General features: G+C 26.6%; 21 protein-coding genes. 14 read left to right on the top strand and 7 right to left on the bottom strand.

Annotated features, from left to right (window positions below):
• Positions 1-219 precede the first annotated feature (219 nt).
• Together RGC78_RS14005 and RGC78_RS14010 are read left to right on the top strand one after the other, a co-directional pair.
• On the top strand, positions 220-768 hold the full coding sequence (locus tag RGC78_RS14005; RefSeq protein ID WP_252213498.1) for a GNAT family N-acetyltransferase: 549 nt from the start codon (positions 220-222) through the stop codon (positions 766-768).
• 445 nt (positions 769-1213) lie between these two features.
• Positions 1214-2296 carry an alpha/beta fold hydrolase gene (locus RGC78_RS14010; protein WP_252213499.1) on the top strand — a complete coding sequence of 361 codons (1083 nt, stop codon included), beginning with the start codon at positions 1214-1216 and terminating at the stop codon, positions 2294-2296.
• A gap of 96 nt (positions 2297-2392) precedes the next feature.
• Here the strand turns inward: RGC78_RS14010 and RGC78_RS14015 are convergent, their stop codons facing one another.
• Entirely contained in the window at positions 2393-3580 is a 1188-nt protein-coding gene (locus tag RGC78_RS14015; RefSeq protein ID WP_252213500.1) for an AI-2E family transporter, read from the bottom strand.
• Positions 3581-3688: 108 nt separating this feature from the next.
• Entirely contained in the window at positions 3689-5116 is a 1428-nt protein-coding gene (gene cls, locus RGC78_RS14020) for a cardiolipin synthase (protein ID WP_252213501.1), read from the bottom strand.
• A 530-nt stretch (positions 5117-5646) separates the two neighbouring features.
• Between cls and RGC78_RS14025 the strand changes: the two genes are divergently transcribed.
• From RGC78_RS14025 to RGC78_RS14070, 10 genes are all read left to right on the top strand, one after another.
• Complete coding sequence (locus RGC78_RS14025) at positions 5647-6138, top strand: NADH-quinone oxidoreductase subunit NuoE family protein (protein ID WP_252213502.1); 492 nt, start codon at positions 5647-5649, stop codon at positions 6136-6138.
• Positions 6128-8008 (top strand): NADH-quinone oxidoreductase subunit NuoF, encoded by a 1881-nt coding sequence (locus tag RGC78_RS14030; RefSeq protein WP_252213503.1) that lies wholly within the window; start codon positions 6128-6130, stop codon positions 8006-8008. Before RGC78_RS14025 ends, RGC78_RS14030 begins: the two co-directional genes overlap by 11 nt.
• A 42-nt stretch (positions 8009-8050) precedes the next feature.
• Positions 8051-9748: a [FeFe] hydrogenase, group A gene (locus tag RGC78_RS14035; protein ID WP_252213504.1), complete on the top strand. Its 1698-nt coding sequence runs from the start codon at positions 8051-8053 to the stop codon at positions 9746-9748.
• 474 nt (positions 9749-10222) lie between these two features.
• A complete protein-coding gene (locus RGC78_RS14040) occupies positions 10223-10768 on the top strand; it encodes a histidine phosphatase family protein (RefSeq protein WP_252213505.1) in 546 nt (181 codons plus the stop codon).
• 198 nt (positions 10769-10966) lie between these two features.
• Positions 10967-12325 carry an MATE family efflux transporter gene (locus RGC78_RS14045; RefSeq protein WP_252225913.1) on the top strand — a complete coding sequence of 453 codons (1359 nt, stop codon included), beginning with the start codon at positions 10967-10969 and terminating at the stop codon, positions 12323-12325.
• Positions 12326-12506: 181 nt separating this feature from the next.
• On the top strand, positions 12507-13202 hold the full coding sequence (locus tag RGC78_RS14050) for a PHP domain-containing protein (RefSeq protein ID WP_309556840.1): 696 nt from the start codon (positions 12507-12509) through the stop codon (positions 13200-13202).
• Positions 13203-13651: 449 nt separating this feature from the next.
• On the top strand, positions 13652-14407 hold the full coding sequence (locus RGC78_RS14055; protein WP_252213511.1) for a DeoR/GlpR family DNA-binding transcription regulator: 756 nt from the start codon (positions 13652-13654) through the stop codon (positions 14405-14407).
• Positions 14400-15302, top strand: coding sequence for a 1-phosphofructokinase (gene pfkB / locus RGC78_RS14060; RefSeq protein ID WP_252213513.1), 903 nt, complete (start codon positions 14400-14402; stop codon positions 15300-15302). The genes RGC78_RS14055 and pfkB overlap by 8 nt, the downstream gene beginning before the upstream one ends.
• A gap of 21 nt (positions 15303-15323) precedes the next feature.
• Positions 15324-17216 carry a PTS fructose transporter subunit IIABC gene (locus RGC78_RS14065; protein WP_252213515.1) on the top strand — a complete coding sequence of 631 codons (1893 nt, stop codon included), beginning with the start codon at positions 15324-15326 and terminating at the stop codon, positions 17214-17216.
• A 222-nt stretch (positions 17217-17438) separates the two neighbouring features.
• A complete protein-coding gene (locus tag RGC78_RS14070) occupies positions 17439-17594 on the top strand; it encodes a zinc-ribbon domain-containing protein (protein WP_003374574.1) in 156 nt (51 codons plus the stop codon).
• A gap of 30 nt (positions 17595-17624) precedes the next feature.
• Here RGC78_RS14070 and RGC78_RS14075 read toward each other — a convergent pair whose 3' ends face one another.
• The gene (locus RGC78_RS14075; protein WP_252213516.1) at positions 17625-18077 is read right to left on the bottom strand and encodes a GNAT family N-acetyltransferase; all 453 of its coding nucleotides are present in this window, start codon (positions 18075-18077) and stop codon (positions 17625-17627) included.
• A gap of 216 nt (positions 18078-18293) precedes the next feature.
• Between RGC78_RS14075 and RGC78_RS14080 the strand changes: the two genes are divergently transcribed.
• Positions 18294-18623, top strand: a complete 330-nt coding sequence (locus tag RGC78_RS14080; protein WP_252213517.1) for an ArsR/SmtB family transcription factor — start codon at positions 18294-18296, stop codon at positions 18621-18623.
• Positions 18624-18709: 86 nt separating this feature from the next.
• On the opposite strand, the gene sfsA is transcribed toward RGC78_RS14080, so the two are convergent.
• Positions 18710-19408 carry a DNA/RNA nuclease SfsA gene (sfsA, locus tag RGC78_RS14085; RefSeq protein WP_252213518.1) on the bottom strand — a complete coding sequence of 233 codons (699 nt, stop codon included), beginning with the start codon at positions 19406-19408 and terminating at the stop codon, positions 18710-18712.
• A 59-nt stretch (positions 19409-19467) separates the two neighbouring features.
• Positions 19468-20076: a hypothetical protein gene (locus tag RGC78_RS14090; protein ID WP_252213519.1), complete on the bottom strand. Its 609-nt coding sequence runs from the start codon at positions 20074-20076 to the stop codon at positions 19468-19470.
• Positions 20077-20442: 366 nt separating this feature from the next.
• Between RGC78_RS14090 and RGC78_RS14095 the strand changes: the two genes are divergently transcribed.
• On the top strand, positions 20443-21066 hold the full coding sequence (locus RGC78_RS14095; protein WP_252213520.1) for a hypothetical protein: 624 nt from the start codon (positions 20443-20445) through the stop codon (positions 21064-21066).
• A 103-nt stretch (positions 21067-21169) separates the two neighbouring features.
• On the opposite strand, the gene RGC78_RS14100 is transcribed toward RGC78_RS14095, so the two are convergent.
• Both RGC78_RS14100 and RGC78_RS14105 read right to left on the bottom strand, forming a co-directional pair.
• Entirely contained in the window at positions 21170-21889 is a 720-nt protein-coding gene (locus tag RGC78_RS14100; RefSeq protein ID WP_252213521.1) for a tRNA 2-thiocytidine biosynthesis TtcA family protein, read from the bottom strand.
• Positions 21890-22103: 214 nt separating this feature from the next.
• The gene (locus tag RGC78_RS14105) at positions 22104-25247 is read right to left on the bottom strand and encodes a bifunctional diguanylate cyclase/phosphodiesterase (RefSeq protein WP_252232265.1); all 3144 of its coding nucleotides are present in this window, start codon (positions 25245-25247) and stop codon (positions 22104-22106) included.
• Positions 25248-25601 lie beyond the last annotated feature (354 nt).

Here is a 25601-nt window from a genome sequence, read left to right on the forward strand (position 1 = left end):
TTGTAATTGGACTTTGAGAATCCTTAATGAGTATTGTCATATTTACTGCTTGTCTCAATTTTATATTGGGAGCAAGCTAAAATAGGACTATACTCATTTTAGTATTCCTAAGTTTAATTACTTCGTCCACTTCGCTTATTCATATATTAACATATATTTAAAATATAGTTATAATTAAAATAAGATATGGTATTTTTGAATTTATTGGAGGAGAAATTTATGTTTAAGAATTTAGAAAGAATTGAAAAGGATGATTTTGAGAGCTTTTTTTGCTTATTAGATAAGTCCTTTCCTAATATAGAAAGAAGAAGCAGAGAAGGTCAAAAAGAAATTTTTGATGATGATTTATATAAAGTATATGGAGTCAAAGACCATAGTGGAAATGTTGTTGGATTTATAGCAACATGGGAATTTGAGAAGTTTAATTTTATAGAACATTTTGCAGTAGATAGAATCTTAAGAGGTAAAGGTATGGGAACTCACTTGCTAAAAGAATATATAAATAATTCGAACAAGCCTATTTATCTAGAGGTGGAATTTCCTAATGATGATATATGTATACGTAGAATTGAATTTTATAAAAGATTAGGATTTAAATTAAATGAGTTTGATTATATACAGCTACCATTACAAATAGGAAATGAATTATTACCATTAAAGATAATGACATACCCATCTAAAGTAAGTAATGATGAATTTATTTACTTTAGAAAAAATGTTTATGATAAGGTATATAAACAAAGTCAATCTTCTGACTTTGAACTTTAATTATAGATAAAATTATATAAATTAGAATAATAGTACTATTAACTTAGATTATCTGAAAAAATAATACTCTATTTAATATAAAAAATTATATTAAATAGAGTATTATGTATATTGAGAAGATTGTTATGATATTTTAATTATTGACTTATATTTTAATTATATACATATAAAAAATAAAAAAATGTAATTTTAAACAAAAAATAATATATTAAATATAGTGTAATTAACTATTAGAATAAACTTCAATACATAATTTTACATGGAAAGTAAAATTATCAAAATAAATAAAATTTTCTATTAATTTATAATTTAAAATATAAATTAAATATGAAAGTCACAAATATTTATTTTGATATTGTTAAATATAAAAATTCAGTTTACAATTAAAGTAATCGATTACATAAATAGTTATAACTAAAAATAATTAGTGAAAAGGAGAATTTTAATGTGCAAAAATATTAAAAAAACGATTGCTATTTTTACTATGGTGGTGTTAATGACTCTATGTTTTGAATTGCCATATCAACATGTTTTTGCTTTTGATAAAGCTTCACTAGAAAGTATCTATGTATTAGAAGAAGACTATGAAGAAAAAATGAAGAACGTAGTAGAACCATATATTGATGACATAAAAGAGACAGGCTTTGTACAAGGACAAGAAGGCGTTGATATATATTATGAGATGTATAAATTAAATGACTCAAAAGCTAATGTTGTAATAAGTCATGGATTTTCAGAATCATTAGAAAAATATAATGAAATGATTTATTATTTTCTAAATCAAGGATATTCGGTTTTTGGAATAGAACATAGGGGACATGGAAGGTCAGGTTCTCTTGGAGTTAAAGATAAGAGTCAAATAAATGTAAAAGATTTTGAACATTATGTTTTAGATCTAAAAGAATTAATGGATGATGTAGTTATGCCTAATTCTAATGATAAAGAAGTATTTTTGTTTGCACATTCAATGGGGGGTGGAATAGGAAGCAAATTTTTAGAAGAATATCCAGAATATTTTGATGCTGTAGTATTAACTTCACCTATGTTAGAAATTAATACTGGCAAAGTACCATCAAGTATAGCTAAATTAATAGCTAATACAAGTGTAGCATTATCATTTGGTGATAAATATATTGCTGGACAAGGTAAATATGATGACACGTATAGTTTGAAAAGTTCTGATACATCATCAGATGCTAGATGTAGATATTATCATAATATAGTAAGCAATGATGAAGATCTACAAAGAGGTGGAGCTTCATATAATTGGCTTCAAGCATCAATATATGCTACTAAAGAAATTACAGATAAAGACAATGCATCAAAGGTTGAAATTCCTGTAATGTTAATGCAAGCTGATAAAGATGATTTTGTAAAATCAGGTGGACAAAACAAATTTGCAAAATATGCTCAAAATTGTGATAAGGTATTTTTTGAAGGATCTAAGCATGGAATATTTAGAGAAAAAGATGAAATATTAAAAGAATATTTAAATGACCTATTCACATTCTATGAAGAAAATTTATAATAAAAATTCTATCTGTTTTAAGATGTAGTTGATAGTATGAAATAAAGAAAAAAAGATATCTAGAAAATCTAAGATATCTTTTTTTCTTTAAAATCATTATTTTACTTTTAAGTTTTCTTTTTTCATATAATTTGTGTACCAATTATTAAATAAAACTTTAAATGAAGCAGCTAAAGGTACTGCAAGTAACATTCCAAAGAGTCCACCAATATTTCCACCTATTAATATTGCAAGCATTGTAAATACAGCATGCAATCCTACGCTATTCCCAACTATTTTAGGTGCTAAAAGATTATTATCTATTTGTTGAACAATAATCATAGCAATAATAGCATAAACTATTTTTATAGGTGTACCACTTAATAAGCCCATTATGGCAGCTAAAATAGTACCAACTATTGGACCTACATAAGGAATAAGATTTGATAATCCAACTATTATACCTATAACAAAAGCGTAATCTATTCCAACAATAGATAAAGCTATTGCTGATAAGATTCCTACGAAGAATGCTTCTAGCAATTGGCCACGAATAAACTTTCCAAAAACCTCATGTATTGTTGAAAATACGTAATTTATTTTCTTACCAACTTTACTATTTCTGAAGATTAAGTAATAAAGTTTATTCCAAAGATTAATAAAATATTCATGATCTTTTAAAAGGTAAATACTAATAACTAATGCAATAAAGAAAGTAGCAACTCCACTTCCTATAGATACTGCAAAAGAAGCCATTTTCCCCATATTATTTGTAATATAATTTTGAATAAAGTTAACTACTACTACTATATGATCTTCTATAGCATTTAAAAAAGGTAAATTTAAATTTTCTAATGCTAAACTGATTGATGAATTAGAAAATGAATGTGTACTTAAATAAATAGATATATATTCTACTATATTAGAAATACTAATATTTTTAGATAATTGTCCACCAATCATAAAATAAATACCACAAAGAAGTCCTAATATTATTCCTATTATTGCTAGGTAAGAAAAAATAATGCTTAGTGCACGGTAAGTGCCTTTATTTTTTATCTTATATATCTTATTATTTTTTAGAAAATTTTCTATACCTTTAGTAAGAGGAAATAAAATATATGTAATTAAAATAGCTATTAACAAAGGTTTTATTAATGAAAGTATTTTCTCTATAACATGAAAAGTAGTTCCTAAAATGTTACCTATATTAAAAAGAATTGCAAAGGCAATATATATAGTAACAGCTGTAATAGTAATGTATAATCCATATTTAAATAATTTTTTATCAATATCAATTTTCATTTTGAGTCACCTTTCTAAAGTTTATGTATTTTATTACAGTATAATAAAATATAGTGTAACATAAAATTTAGAAAAAATAATAAAAAAATAATTAAAATTTTATTATTATTAAAGAATAGGTGATATTAATCTAGAAATAGATTCTAATATTTTAATTAGATGTCCTCTATTTTCATATTCTTTAAGCGTTAATAGTGTACATACATTTTGGTCTTTTAAAAATATATCTTCATAGTCTTTTGCTATTTTAGAGTCATAAATTATAGCATTAATTTCAAAATTAAGTTTAAAGCTTCTTATATCTAAATTAGCAGTACCAATGCTACATACTGAACTGTCTGAAACAATAGTTTTAGAATGAATAAAGCCATTTTTGTATTTATAAAATTTAATACCAGATTTAATAAGATTGCCTATTGAGGCACTTAGAGCCCAACTCATAAAAAAGTAATCAGCTTTATTTGGAACCATTATTCTTACATCAACGCCAGAAAATGCTGAAATTTTTAAAGCTTCTATCATAGGATGATCAAGCACTAAATAAGGTGTTTGTATAAAGAGAGTTTTTTTTGCATTTGTTATAATTTTTAAATAAGAATTTCTTATGTATTCCTCCATATTATCTGGACCAGAAGAGACTATTTGTATACCCACATTTCCTTTTGAAGAAAATGTGATTTTTTTTAATTGTATATCGTAAATATCTTCTTTTGCAGCATATTCCCAATCAAGAGCAAATCTTTTATTTAATTCTAATGCAGCAGCACCTATAATTTTTATATGAGTGTCTCTCCAAAAAGAAAATTGTTTTCCTTTATTTATATATTCATCACCAACATTAAAACCACCGACATAACCTGTATCTCCATCAATAACTACTATTTTTCTGTGATTTCTATAATTCAGACGTGGATTTATATATGGAGCTATATTAGGAAAAAAAACTGAAAATTTTATTCCGCAAGATTTAATATATTTTATGTGCTTTTTTGTTAATGATTTAGATCCCATACCATCAACTAATAATCTAACTTCAATACCTTCATTAATTTTTTCTTTTAATAATTCTATTAATTTAGAGCCTAGAGTATCAAATCTAAAAATATAGTATTCAATATTTATAAAGGATTTAGCATTTTTAATATCGCACATTAAATCTTTAAATTTATTTTCTCCATTAATGTAGGTTTTTACTTCGTTTTCTTTTGTATAAATACTATCATTAGCATAAAAATTCATTTTTATAAGATCTATATATTCTTCAGCAACTTCATTATGCAAATCTTTATTTAAATCAGCTAATAATTTTTTAATCTTTTTTTTATCAATGACAGCTTTTTTGCTGAAAATCTTTTTTTTAGATATGTTTTGTCCAAAACATAAATAAAGCATAAATCCTAAAAAGGGAAAAATAAAAAGGATTAAAAGCCATGCCCAAATAGTTGTTGTATCTCTTTTTTCAATAAATACTAAAGAGACTGCACATATAGAATTAATTATGAAAAGAATTAATGTTAAAATTAAATATATATTCATATACTTCACCTATTTTAATTGAATTTTAATATGTCTTTTAAAGTAGAATTATCTTATAACTAAAATTAAATCTTTATAATATATTTTTCTTATAACTAGTTTTTTATACTTAAATTATGTAATTGATTTTAAATAATAATATAAATTGAAGATTATAGACAGAATTTTAAGACATATGATTATTTAGTTTTGAAAACAATCAATTTTATATTCAAAGAAGACAAAAAATAAACTACTTTTTTCGTTTATTTTTTTTAATAATTACATTAATTTAATATGTAAGAAATAATAAAAATATCTTACAAATAAGTGAAATATGTGTTTTAATATATATAAGAATATAAATAAATATCATAGTATATAATATACGCATGAATGATAGTCATTTAAAGAAGGTGGTATTAAAAAATAAAAAAATAATATATTATTTTGTTAATAAAAGTGATTATATATTATAAATATGTACAAGCATATTATAATAAATCATTTTTTATTTTTATAATAATTTATAATATATGGGGGTGGGACAAGTGATATTAAAAGAAGAGGAAATGAAAGAATTAGATACCATTTTAGCTTCTCATAATTATCAAAAGTCGTCAGTTATTGCTATAATGCAAGAAGTTCAAAAACAATATCGTTATTTGCCAAAGGAAGCACTATGTTATATTGCAAAACACTTAAAAATAAGTGAAGCAAAAATATATGGTGTTGCAACTTTCTATGAAAATTTTTCATTACAACCTAAAGGAAAATACGTAATAAAAATTTGTGATGGAACTGCATGTCATGTAAGGGGATCTATACCTATATTAGAAGAATTCAGAAAATTATTAGGACTTTCAGAAAGTAAAGTTACAACAGATGATATGATTTTTACAGTTGAAACTGTATCTTGTCTAGGCGCATGTGGGTTAGCACCGGTCTGTACTGTAAACGATGTAGTACATCCTAGTATGACTAAGCAAAAGGCTAGAGACATAATAAAACAGTTAAAGGAGGAAGCATCTAATGAGAATTAACACTAGGGAAGAGTTGAACTCTTCAATAGAAAAATGTAAGTTAGCTTTAGGTAAACAATCTAAACAAATATTAATTTGTGGTGGAACTGGTTGTGTAGCTAGTGGTTCTTTAAAAATCTATGATAGATTAAAAGAGTTAATAGAACAAAGAGGACTTGAAGTTACTATCTCATTAGAAGAAGAACCTCATGATGATAGTATTGGTTTAAAGAAGAGCGGATGTCATGGATTTTGTGAAATGGGTCCACTTTTAAGAATAGAACCTGAAGGAATATTATATATAAAAGTTAAATTAGAAGATTGTGAAGAAATTGTTGAAAGAAGCATAATTTCCAATGAAGTAATAGAACATCTTATTTATAAAAATGAAGAGAAAAGCTATAGCAAGCAAGAAGAAATTCCTTTTTATGCAAGACAAACACGTGTTGCATTAGAACATTGTGGACATATAAATGCAGAGTCTATTGAAGAATATCTAGCAGCTGACGGATATACTGCTGTTGCGAAAGCACTTTTTGATATGACACCTGAGGAAGTTGTAGATGAAATATCAGAATCTTATCTTCGTGGAAGAGGAGGCGGTGGTTTCCAAACAGGAAGAAAATGGTCTCAAGTATTACAACAAGCTGAAAAACAAAAATATATAGTATGTAATGGTGATGAAGGTGATCCAGGAGCATTTATGGATAGAAGTATGATGGAAGGCGATCCTCATAGAGTAATTGAAGGAATGCTTATAGCTGGAATTGCAACAAAAGCAAATTATGGTTATATATATGTTCGTGCTGAGTATCCACTTGCAGTTAAAAGATTGCAAATGGCTATAGATCAAGCTACTAAAGTGGGACTTTTAGGAAAGAATATTTTAAATTCTGGATTTGATTTTGACTTACATATAAGTCAAGGAGCAGGAGCATTCGTTTGTGGTGAGGGAAGTGCTCTTACAGCGTCAATAGAAGGAAATAGAGGTATGCCAAGAGTTAAACCACCTAGAACTGTTGAAAAGGGATTATTTGAAAAACCAACTGTATTAAATAATGTTGAAACATTTTGTAATGTTCCAAGCATCATTAATAAAGGTTCAAAGTGGTATAAGAGTATTGGTACTGAAAAGAATTATGGAACTAAGGCTTTTGCACTTACTGGAAATGTAAAACACACAGGTTTAATAGAAGTTCCTATGGGAACAAAATTAAAAGAGGTAATATTTGATATTGGTGGTGGAGTAAAAGAAGGAAAGTTTAAAGCAGTTCAAATTGGAGGACCATCTGGTGGATGTCTTTGCGTAGGCGAAAATCATTTAGAATTACCACTAGATTTTGATTCACTTAAAAAAGTTGGAGCCATGATTGGTAGTGGTGGATTAGTTGTAATGAATGATAAAAGTTGTATGGTAGAGGTAGCTCGTTTCTTTATGAATTTTACTCAAAATGAATCTTGTGGTAAATGTATACCTTGTAGAGAAGGTACAAAAAGAATGTTAGAAATTTTAACTGACATTGTAGAAGGAAGAGGTACATTAGAACACCTAGATATGTTGGAAGAATTATCAGATACTATATCTGCGACAGCGCTTTGTGGTCTTGGTAAGAGTGCATCTTTGCCAGTAAAGAGTACTTTGAAATACTTTAGAGAAGAATATATAGCTCATGTTGTAGATAAAAAATGCCCAGGCGGAGTATGTAAATCTTTAATGTCTTATGAAATAGATAAGGATAAATGTAAAGGCTGTTCTAAATGTGCTAGAATGTGTCCAGCAGGAGCTATTAAAGGAGAAATAAAAAAACCTTATACCATTGATCAATCAAAATGTATAAAATGTGGTGCTTGTATGGATGGATGTGCATTTAAAGCAATCCAGTTAGTTTAATAGCTCACAACGTATGAATTAGTGAAAGGAAGGTATAAACTTATGTCAAAATATATGATAATTGATGGTAACAGGGTAGAATTTGATAAGGAAAAAAATATTTTAGATTTAGTAAGAAAAGCGGGAATTGACTTACCTACATTTTGTTATTATTCTGATCTATCTATTTATGGAGCTTGTAGAATGTGTGTGGTTGAAGATGAATGGGGAGGAATTATAGCTTCTTGCTCTACGCCACCTAAGGATAAAATGTCAATTAAGACTAATACGCCTAAACTTCATAAGCATCGTAAGATGATATTAGAACTTTTATTGGCATCACATTGCAGAGATTGCACTGTGTGTGAAAAGAGTGGAAAATGTAGACTTCAAGAATTAGCTTTGCGCTTTGGAGTGAAGACTATTAGATTTAAAAATAAAAATGAAAAAATTGAATTAGATACTTCATCTAAATCAATAGTTCGTGATCCAAGTAAGTGTATATTATGTGGAGATTGCGTTAGAATGTGTAATGAAATACAAAATGTTGGAGCAATTGATTTTGCATATCGTGGTTCTAATATGGTTGTTAGTCCGGCATTTGGTAAATGTTTAGGAGAAACAGATTGTGTAAATTGTGGACAATGTGCTAATGTATGTCCAACAGGAGCTATTGTTGTAAAGAGCGATATAAAGCCAGTTTGGAAAGCGCTATATAATCCTAAACAAAGAGTTGTAGCTCAAGTTGCACCAGCAGTAAGAGTTGCTTTAGGTGAAGAATTTGGAATAAAACCTGGAGAAAACGTTATGGACAATATAGTTGCTGCAATGAGAAAATTAGGATTTGATGAAATATATGATACTTCATTAACAGCTGATATGACAATAATAGAAGAATCTAATGAATTTTTACAAAAATTAGAATCGGGAGATGATAAACTTCCTTTATTTACTTCTTGCTGTCCAGCTTGGGTAAGATATGTGGAAACTAAACATCCAGAACTTATGAAGTATGTTTCTACATGTAAGTCACCTATGCAAATGTTTGGATCAGTAATAAAAGAGTATTTTAAAGAAAAAGATGCTTTAGACGAAAAAGAAACTATATCAGTAGCTGTTATGCCATGCACTGCTAAGAAAGCAGAAGCAGCTAGAGAAGAATTTATAAGAAATGGAATTAAGGATATTGATTATGTAATTACAACAACAGAATTATGTAAGATGATTAACGAAGCTGGACTTCAATTTGATAAGATTGAACCAGAATCTTCAGATATGCCATTTTCTTTATACTCAGGAGCAGGTGTTATATTTGGAGTTACAGGTGGTGTAACAGAAGCTGTAATCCGTGGGGTAGTTGAAGATAAGAGCTCAAAGGCTTTAAAAGAAATAGAATTTATTGGTGTTCGTGGAATGGAAGGTGTAAAGGTTTGTGAAGTTCCATTTGGAGAAAAGAATCTGCGTATAGGAGTAGTCAGTGGACTTGCTAATGCAGAAAACCTAATTGATAAGATTCAAAATGGAGAAGAACAGTTTGATTTTGTTGAAGTTATGGCTTGCCCAGGAGGATGTGTAGCTGGAGCAGGACAACCTTTTAGTTTAAAAGAAGGAAAGAAAGAAAGAGCTAAAGGTCTTTATAAAGTAGATAAGGTTACGCAAATAAAGAGAAGTCAAGAGAATCCGGTACTAATATCTTTATATAATGGACTATTAAAGGAACGTTCAAAAGAACTATTACATGTTCATTATAAATATGACTAGGAAATAAATAGTTAATATATTTTATGGTGAAAATTTATATTTTTAATTTTATTATTTTGAGTGTGTGTGTTTCAAATATATTTGGAACACTTTTTTTTGCTTTATTTTAAGGATATGTTTTATCAAAATGCTTATATATGTATAAGCAAAGTGAACAGAGTAATTGAACTTATGAATGCCCAAAATAAATATATTTATATAAATATTATTAAATAATACTTAAAAATATATGAACTATTAAACAGTTAAAAAAAATTGCTGTATAATAGACTATAAATTTTAACACATTGGGGAAATATTAATAAATAGTATGAAGAAAGGTTAATATTTTATGTTGATCTTATAGAAGTATTTAGATTAATGCTTAGCATTAAGTTGATATAAGTATATTTTATTGATGGAATTAAATATAGTACATAAATTATATAGTATACTAAAGTTAATTTATGTAATTAAGTTGGTGGAGGTATAGGAATGAGAATAGGACTTGTAAGACATTTTAAAGTTAATTATAAAAGAAAATTTCTTATGACATCAAAAGAGTTTAAGGATTGGGAAACTGCTTACAATACTAGTGATGTTATAAGAAATGATGTAGAACTTCAAGGAATAGCTTGGGATAAATGTTATAGTAGTACTTTAAGTAGAGCAATAACAACTGCCAAAGATATATATTTTAAAGAAATAGTTCAAAATGATTTAATAAGGGAAGTTCCAATAAGTCCATTGTTTAAAAGTAATTTAAAGTTACCATATTGGTTCTGGGCAATAAGTGCAAGGTTTGCATGGTATTTTAATCATTCTTCTCAAGAGGAATTAAAAACACAAACTGAATTAAATGCTAAAAATTTTCTTGATTTTTTAGAAGAAAAAGTAAAAGAAGAAGGATCACAGAATATTTTAATAGTCACTCATGGATTTTTCATGTATACTCTTCAAAAGGAATTGAGGAAAAGAGGATTTAAAGGCAAAATGATACATACACCTCAGAATGGTAATTTATACTTATATAAAAGATAAATAAGTATACTAGAGTTTTGATTATTTTATATTTATATTGATTAATGATATTAAGGGATGTAATATAAAACATGGCAATGATTTGTTTAAATTTTGCCATGTTTTGTGTCGTATAAATATTGTGTTTTAAAATAATATTTATACAATAGAAATAAATGCAACAACAAGAAGGATTTTTGTGAAGGGAAAGGAGAAAAAATGAGTAGCATAAACACATTAGAGAGGACAACTGAAAGAACAACATCGTTATTTAAATTGACATGGCCTATTTTTATAGAACTTATTTTGCAGATGCTTGTAAGTAACGTGGATCAACTTATGTTAAGCAGAGTATCAGAAAATTCTGTTGCTGCTGTAGGAAATGTAAATCAGATTATGAATTTCTTACTTATTACTTTTAGTATTATTACTATGGCAACAACAATACTTGTATCTCAATACTTAGGTGCAAAAAATTATGGAAAGGTTTCCGAAATATATTCTGTAGCTGTATTTTCTAACTTAGTATTTAGTATTTTAATAAGCATATTGTTATTATGTTTCAATGGTATATTTTTTAAGTGGCTAAGAATGCCAAGTGAGCTGCTTATAGATGCTAAAACATATATAAGTATAATTGGTGGAGGAATATTTTTACAAGCTATATTTATGACTTATTCAGCAATATTAAGAAGTAACAGTTTAATGAAACAAGGAATGTATGTTTCTGCAATAGTAAATATAGTTAATATATTAGGAAACTTTCTTTTTATAAGTGGTGCATTTGGGATACCAAAGCTTGGAGTAGAAGGAGTTGCTATATCAAGTGTATTAAGCAGACTTATAGGAGTTATAGTTATAATATACATATTTAAACAAAATATAAAACAAAAAGTATCATTAAAACACTTAAATCCATTTCCTAAAGAAATATTTAAAAAGTTAATGATGATTGGTCTTCCATCTGGAGGTGAATCAGTATCATATAATTTTTCACAAATGGTGATATTAACATTTATAAATATGATGGGTACAAGCTCTGTTGCAACAAAAGCATATGTTGGAATATTGGTTTGGTTTTCTTTCATATATGGATCAGCAGTATCGCAAGCGAATCAAATAAGAGTTGGGTATCTTATTGGTGCTAATAAGGAAGATGAAGCCTATAAGAAAGTTTTGGAGACATTAAGACCAGCAGCATTTATTTCAGTAGGGGTTTCAATAGTGTTATTTATATTTAGTGATAATTTGCTTGGTATATTTACATCTAATCCTGAAATCTTAAAATTAGGAAAACAAGTTTTATTTATAGATGTATTATTGGAGTTTGGAAGATCCTTTAATCTTGTAATAATAAGAGGTATGCAGGCAGCTGGTGATATTAAATATCCTATATTTATAGGAGTTTTATCAATGTGGATTGTAGCAACAGGACTTTCTTATGTTTTCGGAATAGTTTTAGGATTAGGACTTAGAGGGATATGGATTGCAATGATGTGTGATGAATGTTTAAGAGGATTAATTTTCTACATAAGATGGAGAAGAGGGACTTGGAGATCTAAGAGTGTTGTAAATTAAGTCTAGATTAAGTATTATGTGTAATATATTTGATTTTTAAGGTTATCTTACACCATCTAGCTTTAATTATGCATATGTCAACATGACCTTAAAGAATAACCTGATATGAAAATAATAAATAACTATTATATTATAAATTTCATACAATAAAATGTGGTATAACATTTTAAAGGAGTTACAGATGTATAAAAAAGGAGATTTTCATATTCACTCAACATCTTCAGATGGTGGTTATACCCCAAAACAAGTTGTTAATTTTGCTAAAAAAAGAGGTGTTGATATAATTTCTTTAACAGATCATAACAATACTTGTGGTATAGATGAATCTATATTAGAGGGGGAAAGAATAGGAGTTAAAGTAATTCCAGGAGTTGAACTTTCAACTAAACATAAAAATGGAAGTAGAGTTCATATTTTAGGATATTTTAAAGATGAGAGTTATAAAGATGAACTTCTTGTTAAGATTTTAAAAGATGTGAAAAATCATAAGATAAATAATATAAAAAAAGTATTAGGAAGATATATAGAAATCAATAAAGGCGATGGATTATCGGTTGATAATGGAATTAAAATATTAAAATTTTTTGGAGCGACAGTTGTACTTGCGCATCCAGTACTTATCAATAGAAATGATTTTAAAGAAATTATAAAATTAGATTTTGATGGATTAGAGGCTAAGTATTTTAGCAATACAGATGAAGATACAAAATATTTTTTGGAAGTAGCTAAAAATAAGAACATTCTTTATACAGCAGGATCAGATTTTCATAATCATAATGAGTTTTATAGAGCACATGGGCTTATAGGTGATGTATATTTAAATGAAAATGAAATATATAATTTTCTTACAAAAGGAGAGTTGTATTCATACATTTGACTAAATTATCCTTAGGTACTACTGCGATTTTTACAAAGCTTTAGTTTTAATAAAAGGGATGTATCAAAATTTGATACATCCCTTTTTATATAAAAAATTATATATAACATTTGAGGATTTAAATTCAAACTATTATCTCTAAACTTTTAAATAACAAGGTATGGTTTGGTAAATTTTTTTTATGGAATAGTATGATTAGTTTTGAAATATTTGTTAAAAATGATATTATATTATGAGTGAATATAAAAATAGTTATATAAATATGGCTGAAAATGAATAGAGTTGGATCAAAAACAGTTATAAACGATCAAAACCATGTAATAATTATACTTTAAAAACATATTTTAGTTAAAAATATAAATGTTTTTGATTGATTTTAAATTAATTTGAACTAAAATGATTGATTTTTAAAAACAAATAGTTTATTATAAAGATATGGAGTGGTGAGAATGTTTACAGAAGAAAGATACAATATAATACTTCAAGAACTAAAAACAAAAGGAATAATTTCAGTTGTTGAACTAGTTAAATTACTAGATGCTTCTGAATCTACAATAAGAAGAGATTTAAATAATCTTCATAATGAAGGATTGCTTAAAAAAATTCATGGAGGAGCAACATTAATAAGTGAAGGTACAGCAAAACATGATTATAAAGTAAATGTTAGAAAATCATTAAATGCAGATGAGAAAATTGAAATAGCAAGATATGCAGCTAATTTAATAGAAGATAGAGAGTTAATTTACTTAGATGCTGGTACAACAACAGAAGCTTTAATATCATTTATAGAAGCAAAAGATATAACTGTTGTTACAAATGCTATAGTTCATGCAAAAAAATTATTAGAAAAAAACATAAAAACTTTAATGTTGGGTGGAGAATTAAAAGCTGTTACTGAAGCAATTGTTGGACCTATAACTGTAGAAGATTTAAAAAAATATAATTTTACAAAAGGTTTTTTTGGTACAAATGGTGTAAGTAATAAAAATGGATATACAACGCCGGATGTAAATGAGGCTATGGTAAAAGCAGAGGCGATAAAAAGATGCAATAAAGCATTTGTTTTATGCGATGAATCGAAATTAGATGAGGTTAGTTTTATAACTTTTGGGACAATAAAAGATGCAACATTAATTACAAGCAGAATAAAAAATTTAGATATTATATATGATACTAATGTAATAGAGGTGAGTAAAAATGATTAATACAATAACTCTTAATCCTTCATTGGATTATATAGTAAAAGTTGATAATTTTAAAGTTGATTCATTAAATAGAAGTAATGATGAAGAAGTTTATGCAGGAGGAAAAGGAATAAATGTTTCTATAGTCTTAAATAATTTAGGTATAGAGAATACGGCATTAGGCTATGTTGCAGGCTTTACAGGAAATGAAATAGAAAGACAAGTTAAAAATCACGGTGTTGATTGTGACTTTATAAAATTAAAAAATGGTTTATCAAGAATTAACGTAAAGCTAAAAAGTAATGGAGAAACAGAAATAAACGGAGCAGGTCCAGAAATTACAAATGATGATTTAAATAAATTATATGAAAAACTTTCTGATTTAGAAGAAGGAGATTATTTAATATTGTCAGGTAGTATACCAAACAGCGTTCCTGATGATATATATCAAAATATAATGAAGAACCTATTGGAAAAGAATGTAGAATTTATAGTTGATGCAACTAAAGATTTACTTTTAAAGGTGCTAAAGTATAAGCCATTTTTAATAAAACCTAATCATCATGAATTGGCTGAAATGTTTAATGTTGAGCTGAAAAATGATGAAGACATAATAACTTATGGTAAAAAGCTTCAAGAAATGGGAGCTAAAAATGTATTGATTTCAATGGCTGGAGAAGGAGCAATTTTATTACCTGAAAATGGACAACCCATAAAAAGAGAGGTGCCAAAAGGAATATTGAAAAATTCAGTAGGAGCTGGAGACTCTATGGTAGCAGGATTTTTAGCAGGATATATTAAAAATAATGATATAAAAGAAGCATTTAAAATGGGAATTGCAACAGGTAGTGCAAGCGCATTTTCTGATGAATTAGCAACAAAAGAAGAAGTAGAAAAACTATTATCTAAAATGTAAAAATGTAAGGAGGAATATTTAATGAGAATTGTTGATTTATTAAAAAAACAAGGCATTGAGTTAAACTTCAATCCATTTTCTAAAGATGAATGTATTGAGAAACTAGTAAACTTGATGGACAAAACAGGCAATTTAAATAACAAAGAAGAGTATAAAAAAGCTATTATAGCAAGGGAAGCACAAAGTACAACAGGAATTGGTGATGGAATAGCTATACCACATGGAAAAACTAATGCTGTTAAAAAAGCTTCATTAGCTGCAGCAGTATGTAAAAATGGAGTAGATTATGATTCATTAGATGGATCTTTAGCAAAATTATTTTTTATGATTGCAGTTCCAGATAATAGTGACAATTTACATTTAGAAGTTTTAGCTAGATTATCTACTATATTAATGGATGAAAAATTTAAAGATAGCTTAATTGATTGTAAAGATAAAGATCAATTTTTAAAACTAATAGATGAAAAAGAAAGTGAAAAATTTCCTGAAGAAGTTAAAGAAACTAAAAAAACTTCAAATAATGGTGGATATAGAGTTCTAGCTGTTACAGCATGTCCAACGGGAATAGCACATACTTATATGGCAGCAGAAAGTCTTGAAAATAAGGGTAAAGATTTAGGCATTACGATAAAAGTTGAAACTAATGGTTCTGGAGGAGCTAAAAATGTTTTAACTAAAAAAGAAATTGAAGAAGCAGAATGTATTATAATTGCAGCAGATAAAAATGTTGAAATGAGTAGATTTAATGGAAAAAGAGTTATAAAAACTAAAGTAGCCAATGGAATACATAAAGCAGAAGAATTAATCAATGAAGCTATAAGTGGAAATGCACCTGTATATCATTATAATGGTAATAGCAGTGCTGAAACAGAGAATATAGAAAATGAAAGCATAGGTCGTCAAATTTATAAACACCTTATGAATGGAGTATCACATATGTTGCCATTTGTAATTGGTGGTGGTATATTAATTGCATTAGCATTCCTTTTTGATGATTATAGTATTGATCCAAGCAACTTTGGTACGAATACACCACTTGCAGCATTTTTTAAAACAGTAGGTGGAACAGCTTTTGACTTTATGCTTCCAGTGCTTGCAGGATTCATTGCAATGAGTATTGGAGATAGACCAGCACTAGCAGTAGGTTTTGTTGGTGGAGCATTAGCTAATAAAGGCGGATCAGGATTCTTAGGTGCATTACTTGCAGGATTTATAGCTGGTTACTTAGTTGTTTTATTAAAGAAATTATTCGATAAATTACCTCAGAGCTTAGAAGGTTTAAAACCTGTATTATTATATCCTTTCTTTGGTATATTACTAATTGGAGCAATTATGGTGTTTGCTGTTAATCCACCGGTAGGTGCTTTAAATACTATGATTACAAATGGACTTAATTCAATGGGTGGAACTAGTAAAGTTCTTTTAGGTATAGTATTAGGTGGAATGATGTCAGTTGATATGGGCGGTCCTGTAAACAAAGCAGCATATGTCTTCGGTACAGCATCACTTGCAAGTGGCAATTTTGAAATAATGGCAGCTGTAATGGCTGGTGGTATGGTTCCACCACTTGCAATAGCATTAAGTACTACTTTCTTTAAAAATAGATATACAGTAAGGGAAAGACAATCAGGTCTTACTAACTATATAATGGGTTTATCTTTTATAACAGAAGGAGCAATACCATTTGCAGCAGCAGACCCATTAAGAGTAATACCAGCTTGTGTAGTTGGTTCAGCAGTTGCTGGTGGATTATCAATGTTCTTTGAGTGTGCTTTAAGAGCTCCACATGGTGGATTATTTGTAATAGGTATTATAAGTAATAAATTAGGTTATATTGGAGCAATAGCAGCGGGTGCAGTAGTAGGTATGATAATACTTTCAGTATTAAAAAAACCAATAAAAGATAATAAATAAACATCCAATACACCTATTTAGAGTAAATGATTATCTACTCTAAATGGGTGGTTTTTTATGATGTTAAAAAATATATATTTGATAAAAAACATTGCAATTTTGCCTAAACAGTGTTATACTGAATTAGTAATATATAAAGATTTTGTTAAGATAAATAGATTTCTCCTTTTAGAGAATTATATGAGTCAGTAGGAATCTTTAAATAATAAGGAGGAATTTAATATGGAAGATAAGACAATCGTATGTAAAGACTGTGGTCAAGAATTCATTTTTACAGTAGGAGAACAAGAATTCTACAAAGAAAAAGGATTTTCTAACGATCCAGTAAGATGCGCAGCTTGTAGAAGAGCTAAAAAAGAACAAAACAATAGAAGATAATTTGTGATTTTTAAGAGTTATAAGATTTTCTTATAACTCTTTTTTGTATATTTTAATATAATCTCCAGAGTATTCAGCACCATTTTCAAAATGCTTCCAACCTGTTTTCTCATAATAGTTATCAATATCTGTATATAAAAAGAGTTTAGAAAATCCAGCATTTTTACAGTAAGTTAGTACAAAGTCTTGTAATTTTTGACCAATACCTTTATTTCTATAATTTTCTTTTACATACAATGCTGATAACCATGGATATAAATCTTGTCTACTCACTAAATCAGCTCTCCACAAACTAATAGTGCCAACTAATTCATTATCTGAAAGAGCAATAAATGTTAAAGGTAAACTGTTTTTTTTAAAACTATGATTTATAATGCTTTCAAAAAAATCACGATTTGTTTCATTTCCAAATTCATTCCATAACCAATCAATTATGGTTTCTGTATTTTCTTTATAATCAGCTAAGTAGGCAATTTTAAGCACATTGAAGTCCTCCTATTTTACATTAAATTGAAAATTATACTTATAATTAAAATATAGTTTAATTATAACATAAAAAGGCATGAAATGGCAAAAATAGATAGGGTAAAATGTTACCATATAATTATAATGATACAAGTGTAATTATAGATAGTTATTGACGTTAAACATAAAGTGATTTAATCTATATATAGATATTTATCTATGCTAGGAGGAGTTATGGAAACAAAATATGAATTAAATTCAAAAATATTTAAAGCATTAAGTGATCCAAATAGAATAAAAATATTAGATTTACTTTCTTGTGGAGAAAAATGTGCTTGTAATATATTAGAGAATTTTGAATTTACTCAACCGACATTATCACATCATATGAAGGTATTGATAGAGTGTGGATTAGTGGATTGTAGAAAAGAAGGAATATGGAATCACTACAAATTAAATAGTGTAAATTGTAATAAATTGGTTTTGTTTTTAATGAATATAGTTACCGAGACAGAAGACTGTATTTGTAATAATATATTAAAATGTAAAGATAATAATAGTTAATATTTGTAGATGTATAAATTATAAGACTATATAATAGATCTTAAGTTACTTCAAGGTTTATTATACAGTCTCCATGTTTTTTTTAGTTATGTTTGTAATTTTAATTCAACAGCTTTGGACAGTTCAATAAAGGTTTCTCCTAATGTGCAGTCATATACAAATATATCTACACCCATAGTTTTAGCTTTTCTAAGTGCATTGGCAAACTTAGGGTCAGTATCATCATTTGGTGAAAAACTTTTTACATTATCTAATTGAATTAAGAAAAGAACACCAGCTCCCATATTATTATTTTTAACTTCTATTAGTTCTAATAAATGCTTAGTTCCTCTTTCAGTTGGGGCATCTGGAAATCTACAAAATCCATCTTCCTCTAAGGTGACGCCTTTTACTTCTAAGTAATACTCATTATTTAAAGAATCTTCTAATTTAAAATCAAATCTACTATTTCCAAAGGTTTTTTCTCTAGAGATTTTTGTATATTTCTCTAGTCCTTTAATTCTTTTATTAATAAGAGCTTCTTCAACAACTTTATTTGGTATTTGTGAATCAATATTTATTAATTTGTCACCTTTATATGCACCAATTAAGCTAAATTTAGTTTTTCTATTTGGACCATTTTCTTCTCTTATTAGTGCTTTGCAACCAGGTATTAATATTTCTTTGCATCTACCTGTATTAGGTACATGCACTAATTCTTCTTTTCCATCTATAATAACATATCCTTGAAATCTATTTGGACGTCTTACAAATTCAACTATTTGCGTATTTTTTTTAAATATCATATGCTCCTCCAATATTTTAAATATAATATTTTAATTGTTTAAATCTATTTAGTCTTTTATTATTTTTCGAAACTAAATAGTGAATATGCTGTATCATTGCGAACATAATCTAACGTTCCAATTGTAAAATCATAAGTAGTTATATATCCATAATCATTAGCTCCAAATAGAATCGCTTCATGACTAAAATTTTCGTTAGGATTATCAATAACTTTTTCTATTGGCACTAATTTATCTTTGAAAGAATTTTTCATATCCTTATATTTTGTTTTTTGTAAGGTATTTGTATATACAGAATAAGAATACATATCAGCACTGTTAATATTATGTAATTGAATAGTACGTCCATCATTGCTAACTGTTACTTCACAATATTCATCGCCTTGGGTCATAGAACAGTCAATTTCTTGTAAATCAATACTATTAATAATTTGTAATTCATTTAAATCATAAATAAAAAGTCCAAAATAATCATGAAATATTATTATATCATCAGATGCATAATCAAGTGTTACCATATCTACACCAACGCTTTGTTCTAAAGCCCATTTAGCAGGTGAAGGTTCAAGGGTACTTTTCTTTGAATTATTACAACCATTTAATAAGATTAAACAATTTAACATTAATAATAAAAAGAATGATTTTTTAATAGATTTATAAGTAGTCATATAAATATCCCCCATATGTATAATATAATTTGTTGAGTTTTAACAAAAATATAAGTAAAATTTTCAATACTAAAATCTAAATAATTTGATAATAATATCATTTTGAAGATTATAGCATAAATATATATTAATTACTATTAAGATAAAATGCATATGTGTAAGATAAAAGTGTATTATGTATTTATAAGGGAATAAAATATATTTTGTTTTTATATTAAGAGTAAATCATACTAAAAATTAATGAATAGAATTGTTGTTCTCTAGTTATGATATAATGTATATATATAACAAGAGTAAATAAAGAAATGTTTTAGAAAAAGGGTAATAGGGTATTGCAACATTAAATTAATAAAAGGGGAGATTTTTATGAGGGAAAAAATGAAAACAATAGCAATAGTCACAAGTTCAGTTTTAATTGTAGGTATATTATACATATACAATAATACTCATATGACAACTCCAACTTCAATTGAAAAAGAACCTAATATAGAAACTAGTGAAACTACTAATGATAACGCAAATAAAGAAGAGATAACTATTAGTGAAGAAAGTATAGAAAATAAAGAAAAAAGTGATAGTGGCAAAATCGTAAATGATAAAAATAAGGAGAATATTGAAAAAGATTCTAAAGGTAATTTAATATTTAAAAGTAATTTAGGATTTTCAATGACTTTTCCAGATACTTGGAAAGACAAATATAGGATTATAGAAGAAAGCAATTCAGTAGCTGTTTATTTTAAATCATCTGATTCTAGCATTGACCCAAAATCAGGACTATTTTTTCTTATAATTAAGCAAGATGATTCATTAGATCCAAGTATGTTTGATACGATTGATGTTGAAAACTATGTTACTGTAAATGATGATACTTATTTTATAGGTGGTCCAACAGATATATCATTGAATGAAAATGCATCTGATTTTAATACATTTATTTCTATGAATAAAGACCGTAAAGATATAATAGAAAGTATAGTGAGCTTAAAGTAAAATAAGATTTAATATGTATAGCCTACAAATAATATAATTAGAGTTAAATGTTTATGTATAAAAATAGGTATCTAAAAATAATTTTTAGATACCTATTTTTTAGTTATTTAATTAAATCTTTATTCCAGATAAAAAGTTGATCTGAATTATTTAAACAACCAAAAAGGTTCTTTTTAAAACCTGGCATTTTATTATTAAGTTCATCAATCAATTCTTTTATATCCTGTCTTTTGGTTTTACCATCAGCAGGGCATGGATTCTTTATAACTGGAAAATTAAATTTTTTAACAACACTTTTAATGCTGTGCTCCTCTATATAAACCATTGGTCTTATTAATGTTATAGTATTTTTATGCATAAGTGTTTTTGGTGAAAAACAGTTAATTCTTCCTTCATAGCACATTGATAGCATAAGAGTTTCCAAAGCATCATCTTTATGATGACCAAGCGCAACTTTATTGCAACCTAATTTTTCTGCATTATTATGCAAAGCACCACGTCTAAGATTTGCACATAAAGAACAAGGATTTTTTTCTTTCCTTAAGTCAAACACAATCTTTTTTATATCTGTTTGTATTTCATAAAAAGGAACTTTTAAATTTTCACATAATGTGTATAGGGGAGAATTGTCTACACCACCTGGATTTAAGGTAATTGCTATAAGCTCAAATTTTTGGGGTGAAAAATTCTTGTATGTATTTAAAAGATATAGTAGAGTTAAGCTATCTTTTCCGCCAGAGAGTCCAACAGCTATTTTATCTCCATCTTGAATCATATCAAAATCATTTATTGCTTGTCGCATTTTACTAAGAAGTTTTTGCATTTAATATATTCCTCCTAAAAAGTCTGTACAAATAATTATATTATAGAAAAAACATAATTTCAAAGATATTAAATATTTATTTTTGATTTTAAATTTTACTGCAATTACTGTATTTTCACAAATAAAAACCCTTATAGTAGCTAAAAATCATATAAGAATTTTTATATCTACTATAAAGGTTACACTTTATTAAGGATAAATTATTTTTAGATATTTAAGGATTAAATTTTTTTTCAAATTCATCAACTGGTATAGGCTTTGAAAAAAAGTATCCTTGAACCATATCACATCCAATCTGAGTTAAAAAATCTACTTGAGCTTGAGTTTCTACTCCCTCAGATAAAACTGAAATATTAAGATCTTTAGCCATTTTTACAATATTAGATACGATTATTTTTTCATTAGCACTTACATTGTTGTTAGGAAAAAAGCTTTTATCTAATTTTAAAACATCTATAGGAAGTTCCTTTAAAAGATTTAAAGAAGAATATCCAGCCCCAAAATCATCCATTGAAAAAGTAAATCCAAGGTTTTTTAATTCAGTTATTTTACTTAATACTTCTTTTATATTATCAAGAAAAATATTTTCAGTAAGTTCAAGCTCTATTAAATTTATTGGAATACTATATTGTTTAATTAGAGTGATTAATCTAGAGATAAAAGTATCATTATTTATATGAACTCTTGATACATTCATAGAAATCGGTAGCAGTCTCTTTTTATTATCCATCCAATTACGAAGAACTTTAAAAACTTCTTCATAAACATAAAAATCTAACTCAACAATAAATCCATTTTTCTCAAACAAGGGAATGAATTTTCCGGGATAAAAAATCACATTATCAGGGGTAATCCATCGTACAAGAGCTTCAGCGCCAACTAATTTTTTTGTAGAAAGTTGAATTTTGGGTTGTAAATATATTACGAATTCTCTGTTATCTAAGGCATCAATCATACGATTTTCTATCTTTTTTTCTTCAGTAGCTTTTATATGAAGTTTAGAATCATAAAATGCAAATTGGCTTTTATGTGAACCTTTAATAGTTTTTCGAGCTATATTCGCTTTGTCAATCATTGAAACTAAGCTATCATTTACATTAGTTATTAAATAAATCCCACTAATTATAGAGATTTTTATATGATTAAATTCTTCTTTTTGAAACTTTAATATTTCATTATTAAAATTTATAAGTCTATTTTTAAATTTTTCAATATCAGTGTATTTTATAAGAGTTAAAAAATTATCAGAAGAAGCTCTACATACTAATTCATCTTTGTCAAGAAGTGTAGATAAAAGATAAGAAAATTTAACTAAAACTTTATTTCCAATAGCATAACCAGCAGTCTCATTTATATATTTAAATTTATCAAAATCTGAACATATAAGTGCATATTTATTATTTGACTTATTTAATAGTTCATTAGCCATTACTTCGAATTTTGGTAATGTCATTAAGCCTGTTAAAGAGTCTTTAGAGATAATTCTATCTAAAAAATTTGTTATATCAGAAAAATACATTAGTCTTGCTTGAATATTTTTAGGTAAGGTTATTTTACAAGCTGTCATACTTATCCAAGTTTCGAGTACTGGATTAAAAAATTCAACTGTATTAGTATTATTATCATAATTTAATTTAGATAATGGACAATGCATACAAGGAATATCGCTATTAAAAAAAGCTTTATAACATACTTCACCGCATTTTGCATTTGGAAAGATGTTTTTTAAATTAGGACTCATATATAATAGCTCATAGCTATCATCTTTTAAAACATAGGTATATAGATTTTGATTTTTGGCAATGGATTGGAAAAAATGTTTTTCTTCTTCAAGACGTTGAGTAGTGAGTATCTTCAACAAATAAGAAGCTATTATTTTTGTTATTGTAGTAAACAACTTGATTTCATTTGCAGTCCAAAAATGATTTTCATAGGAATTATAGAAGTTAACACATCCTTTATACTGTTCATTATCTTTTATAAGACATTGTAAAAATGATTTTACATTAAGCTTATCATAAAGCTTTTTATTTTTTTCTGGCAGAATTAAATTTGAATAATCGTTACAAATAAATACATCATCATTATTAAAGATAGAAAAATAATATAGCCAATCATTAAACAATAAATTTTTCAGCTCATTTTTATAACAAGGTATTTCATAATTACACCATTCATGCGTAATATTAAAATTAGTATCCTCTGAGGAATATTTTAGTATGCTTATTCTACTTAAATTAAAGTACTCCCCAATTTTAGATAAAATCAAAACTATAGCATCATCGATATCTTTAGTTTCAGAGAGTATATCAAATGAGTATGAAATTAATTTATTTTTAAAAGTGTTATTATATCTGTTGTACAAATTGTTTTTTGAATGAAAATTGAAGATATCACTTTCTTTAAAAACATCTATTTTATTTTTATCATAGAATTCAAAGCAATCCTTACCATATCTTTTAGCTAAATAAAGAGCATGATCAGATTTTTCAAAAAGGTCATAATAAGCAATCCCATCATTTGGATAAATAGATATTCCAATACTGCAAGAAATACTATGACTTTTATCTATATATATATTTTTTATAGAATTACAAACTGTATAAGCCTTAGTGGTAATCATTTCTGTATTAATAATGTTTTTAAAAAATACAATAAATTCATCGCCTCCAACACGTCCAACAATGTCATCTTTGTCAAAACAAGATTTTAAAGTATCGGAAACTTTTAATAAGATATTATCACCGAACATATGACCTAAATTATCATTTATAGATTTAAAATTATCAATATCAATAATCATAAGAGCATGTGAGGTTAAAGTATTACTTTTTAAGAAGTCTTCAATTAATACTTTACTTGCGGTTTTATTATATAACTTAGTTAGAGGATCTAATTGAATTTTTAATTTTAATGTTTCAATCTCTAATTTTTGATGAGTATTTTTATTTTCTGTTATATCATTAAGAATACATATAAATTGATAATTGCAATTTTTATTAGATATACACCGACCCATTAGAAGTAGCCAACTAAAATTAGTATCATTTTTATTAATTCTAAATTCAATTTTAATATCGTCTCCAACATTATGTTTAGTCACAAAAATGTTCTTAAACAAATCTATATCTTCTTTATAAATGATTGAAAGAACATCATTTTTACAATCTTTATTAAAAATATCTTTCTTTAATCCAAGAATCTTAAAAAATTCAAGATTTGCGTAAGAGATTTTAAAAGAATTATTAAAAACAATAGTAGCTAATCCACATAAATCAGAATTATAAAATAATTTAATTAAAAATTTATTGAGAATTGGTTGTAGTAAAGAAGTTATTTTATCTTTAAGTTTACTCATAATATATCCTCGCTTTTATAAAATATAAAATAGTATTAAGAAATTATAAGTTTAAGTTGTTATTTTATCACTATTTTTTATAAATATTAAAGAATACAAGGTAGGGAAGTGATAAAATAATTTTTTCTAATCTTAAAATAAAGTTAAGTATTAATAATAAGGATAACTTAACTAAAGATTAGAATGATTTGAAAACAAGTTTCTTAATTTATTATATTTACATACTAATGCTAAGGTGCAATTTTCTAAATAAAAAAAGTGGCTAATTGCCCAATGTCATTTAGATAAGGATTTATCCTTGTCTAAGTCATCTAAGGATATTGAAAATATTCTTAGATGACTTTTTGTTTTATT

Source organism: Clostridium aquiflavi (assembly GCF_031344075.1).
Taxonomy (GTDB): Bacteria; Bacillota; Clostridia; order Clostridiales; family Clostridiaceae; genus Clostridium; species Clostridium aquiflavi.

Coding starts and splice junctions, on each gene's coding strand:
- cls (WP_252213501.1), bottom strand. CDS start 5,116: ATGAATATATATTTAATTTTAACATTAATTCTTTTCATAATTAATTCT.
- RGC78_RS14015 (WP_252213500.1), bottom strand. CDS start 3,580: ATGAAAATTGATATTGATAAAAAATTATTTAAATATGGATTATACATT.
- RGC78_RS14010 (WP_252213499.1), top strand. CDS start 1,214: ATGTGCAAAAATATTAAAAAAACGATTGCTATTTTTACTATGGTGGTG.
- RGC78_RS14100 (WP_252213521.1), bottom strand. CDS start 21,889: ATGCAAAAACTTCTTAGTAAAATGCGACAAGCAATAAATGATTTTGAT.
- RGC78_RS14090 (WP_252213519.1), bottom strand. CDS start 20,076: ATGACTACTTATAAATCTATTAAAAAATCATTCTTTTTATTATTAATG.
- pfkB (WP_252213513.1), top strand. CDS start 14,400: ATGATTAATACAATAACTCTTAATCCTTCATTGGATTATATAGTAAAA.
- RGC78_RS14045 (WP_252225913.1), top strand. CDS start 10,967: ATGAGTAGCATAAACACATTAGAGAGGACAACTGAAAGAACAACATCG.
- RGC78_RS14035 (WP_252213504.1), top strand. CDS start 8,051: ATGTCAAAATATATGATAATTGATGGTAACAGGGTAGAATTTGATAAG.
- RGC78_RS14005 (WP_252213498.1), top strand. CDS start 220: ATGTTTAAGAATTTAGAAAGAATTGAAAAGGATGATTTTGAGAGCTTT.
- RGC78_RS14105 (WP_252232265.1), bottom strand. CDS start 25,247: ATGAGTAAACTTAAAGATAAAATAACTTCTTTACTACAACCAATTCTC.
- RGC78_RS14050 (WP_309556840.1), top strand. CDS start 12,507: ATGTATAAAAAAGGAGATTTTCATATTCACTCAACATCTTCAGATGGT.
- RGC78_RS14055 (WP_252213511.1), top strand. CDS start 13,652: ATGTTTACAGAAGAAAGATACAATATAATACTTCAAGAACTAAAAACA.
- RGC78_RS14070 (WP_003374574.1), top strand. CDS start 17,439: ATGGAAGATAAGACAATCGTATGTAAAGACTGTGGTCAAGAATTCATT.
- RGC78_RS14095 (WP_252213520.1), top strand. CDS start 20,443: ATGAGGGAAAAAATGAAAACAATAGCAATAGTCACAAGTTCAGTTTTA.
- RGC78_RS14030 (WP_252213503.1), top strand. CDS start 6,128: ATGAGAATTAACACTAGGGAAGAGTTGAACTCTTCAATAGAAAAATGT.
- RGC78_RS14040 (WP_252213505.1), top strand. CDS start 10,223: ATGAGAATAGGACTTGTAAGACATTTTAAAGTTAATTATAAAAGAAAA.
- RGC78_RS14080 (WP_252213517.1), top strand. CDS start 18,294: ATGGAAACAAAATATGAATTAAATTCAAAAATATTTAAAGCATTAAGT.
- RGC78_RS14065 (WP_252213515.1), top strand. CDS start 15,324: ATGAGAATTGTTGATTTATTAAAAAAACAAGGCATTGAGTTAAACTTC.
- sfsA (WP_252213518.1), bottom strand. CDS start 19,408: ATGATATTTAAAAAAAATACGCAAATAGTTGAATTTGTAAGACGTCCA.